Genomic DNA, 2,876 nt, shown 5'->3' with positions numbered 1-2,876 from the left:
AAACACCCACTGACGCGGGGTGGAGCAGCCCGGTAGCTCGTCAGGCTCATAACCTGAAGGTCGCAGGTTCAAATCCTGCCCCCGCAACCAAAACAACAAACCCCGCCATTGGCGGGGTTTTGTCGTTTTAGTCTTGGGTCAGCATTCGAACCTGCGATCTTCCTTGGCTTATGCGCCTTCTTATAACTTGATGGTTTCGAAGGAACCGTGTACCCGGTGAGTGCGCGTAAGCCCGGAGAAGGTGGAGCGAAGCGGAACTGCGCAGGTTCTTTGCGGAGCCCGAAGGGCAAAGACTAATCCTGCCCGCAACACCATCCCTGCCAAAATTTCCCTCTAATGAATCAAATTCATTATTCCAAGTGAAACCAGTGGGCTAATCACTGGGACGGATCTTCGCTAGGGTCAGGTCATGAATCGTTAGTTTGTAAGGAGCGAATGAGATGACTGATACTATGAATTTCGAAAACAAGACCGAGACCCTGAATGAAGGTCGCCGCACGCTGTTGAAAATTGCCGGTGCGGGTGCTGCCGCGTTTGGGGCGAGTTCCCTTGTAGGTTCGCCGGCTCTCGCTGTGACCGAGGAGTGGGACAAGACCTTTGCCAAGAGTGATTTGGTTGATCATGAGAAAGTGACCTTTACCAACCGTTATGGTGTGTCATTGGTTGGTGATCTGTATCTGCCCAAAAGCCGTTCGGGCAAGCTGGCCGCGATCGCGGTTGCCGGACCATTCGGTGCGGTGAAAGAGCAGGCCGCAGGTCTCTATGCCCAGACGATGGCTGAACGTGGTTTTGTCACGCTTGCATTTGATCCGTCTTATGTTGGTGAAAGTGGTGGCGCAGTGCGGGATGTTGCATCACCTGACATCAATACCGAAGACTTCATGGCGGCAATCGATTTCCTTGGGATGCATGACGCGGTAAATCGCGACAATATCGGTATCATCGGTATTTGTGGCTTTGGCGGTATGGCCTTGAATGCGGTTGCCGCAGACAAGCGCGTCAAAGCGGTTGCCACGACGAGCATGTATGACATGTCCCGTGTGATGGCGAAGGGCTATTACGATGCAATGACCCAGGAAGAACGCACCGCCGCCCTGACGCAGATGAGCGAGCAGCGCTGGACCGATGCGGAAAACGGCAAGCCGGCAATGGCCGGTGGTCTGCCTGATACGCTTGAGGGCATCGATAACCCGGTCATTCAGATGTATTACGGCTATTATAAGACCGAGCGCGGTTATCACAAACGTTCGGTCAACTCGAACGGTGGCTGGACCGTGACCAATCCGCTGTCGTTCATGAACATGCCGCTTCTGACCTATGTTGATGAAATTTCGCCGCGTCCGATGCTGGTGATCGCGGGTTCGGAAGCGCATTCGCGTTATTTCAGTGATGACGCCTATGAAGCGGCTGCCGAACCGAAGGAGCTGATGATCATCGAAGGTGCCGATCATGTGGATCTGTATGATCAGAAAGACATCATCCCGTTTGATAAGCTCCAGGCCTTCTTTGAAGAGCATGTCGCTTAAGCAGCGTGATATCGGACCCCGATCAGGGTCTTGAAAACACAAACCCCGCCAACTCTTTGGCGGGGTTTGTTCGTTTTGTCCGGGTCAACTTCCCAGAGGTCAACTTCCCAAGGGTAAGGGTTGTGGGGCAGGTGTGTTACTATCGTTGGGATTGGGTGGGTCAAGAAATCCGAAGCGGCATTTGCGCGTATCAGAGTCAGCGGATCAAAACTCAGTGTCAAAAACAGTGGAGGCAGATCATGAAGACGATTGGAAAACTGGCGGGCTTTGCCGGAGGATTTCTTGCGGCAGCCCTGGTCTTTGGTGCATCAGCACAGGCCCAGACGGTAAAGGTAACACCACTTGGTGCGGTTGATGGAGAGTTTTGCCCGCTCGATCGGGCCATGATTTTTGAAGACCCGGATGGCACCCGTATTTTATATGACACCGGGCGCACGGTTGCCGGGCCAGAGGACACTCGCCTGGGTGATATTGATGCGGTGTTGCTCAGTCACATGCATGGCGATCATCTGGGCGATCGTCGTATAGAGGCGGTCAATGCCAGCGAATGCGGCAAGCCGTCCTTCCCGGTTGATGTGCGATCAATTTCAAACACCGTAGAAATTGCCCATGCCAAGGAAGCGCTGATTGTAACCGGCAGCGAGATGCCCGGTATTCTGGGCCGCAAACTTGAAAGCATTGGTGGTGATCCAAAGAAATCCGTGCTGGTCCGTTTCGGCGCGTCGCGCATGGTCGGTGGTGTGACCATTACAACCGTTCCGGCTGTGCACAGCAATGGCGTGTCCGGTGACTTTCTTGGCGGTCCGTTGGGAGAGATTCTGAAATCTTCCGGTGTCACAGCTTATGCCGGACCGCCGACAGGTTATGTCCTGACCTTCTCGAACGGATTGGCAGTATATCTGTCGGGAGATACCGGTATTACGGCCGAGCAGGATACTGTGGTGCGTGGCCATTATGGTGCGAAGCTTGTGGTAATGAATATCGGGGACACCTATACAACCGGTCCGACCGAAGCAGCCTATGTCGTCAATGATCTGATCAAACCGGTATCGGTTATTCCGTCGCATGCGAATGAGTGGGCAACGGATGGAGGCACAGTGCGTGCCGGAACACGGACAGAGGCCTTTGTGAATGCGGTTGAAGTTCCAGCCCATCTGCCACTGAGCGGCAAGACCATGGAATTTGATGCTGCTGGGATGTGCGCGACCGGCTGTTGAATTCGTATCCAAGTGACCATGAAAAAGGGCGGGGATTTGACCCCGCCCTTATACATTGAGAGGCACGAACATTTGGTATGATGTTCGTGCCTCTTTTCATTTGGGAGCCTGCGTATACGCAGGCTCCCGGATC

The 2,876-nt window shown here is 53.9% G+C and carries 2 protein-coding genes and 1 tRNA gene; all 3 read left to right on the top strand.

Going from position 1 to position 2,876, the window contains the following annotated elements:
• Positions 1 to 13 precede the first annotated feature (13 nt).
• The 3 genes from ACXAIA_RS20545 to ACXAIA_RS20535 all read left to right on the top strand — a co-directional run bounded on the left by ACXAIA_RS20545 (position 14) and on the right by ACXAIA_RS20535 (position 2,743).
• Positions 14 to 90: transfer RNA gene (locus ACXAIA_RS20545), tRNA-Met, on the top strand.
• A gap of 350 nt (positions 91 to 440) precedes the next feature.
• Entirely contained in the window at positions 441 to 1,526 is a 1,086-nt protein-coding gene (locus ACXAIA_RS20540; protein WP_475350996.1) for an alpha/beta hydrolase, read from the top strand.
• A gap of 239 nt (positions 1,527 to 1,765) precedes the next feature.
• The gene (locus ACXAIA_RS20535) at positions 1,766 to 2,743 is read left to right on the top strand and encodes an MBL fold metallo-hydrolase (protein ID WP_475350995.1); all 978 of its coding nucleotides are present in this window, start codon (positions 1,766 to 1,768) and stop codon (positions 2,741 to 2,743) included.
• Positions 2,744 to 2,876: the final 133 nt, after the last annotated feature.

The organism is Thalassospira sp. ABL2_045, assembly GCF_056161285.1.
This window is presented reverse-complemented; position numbering and strand designations above follow the sequence as displayed.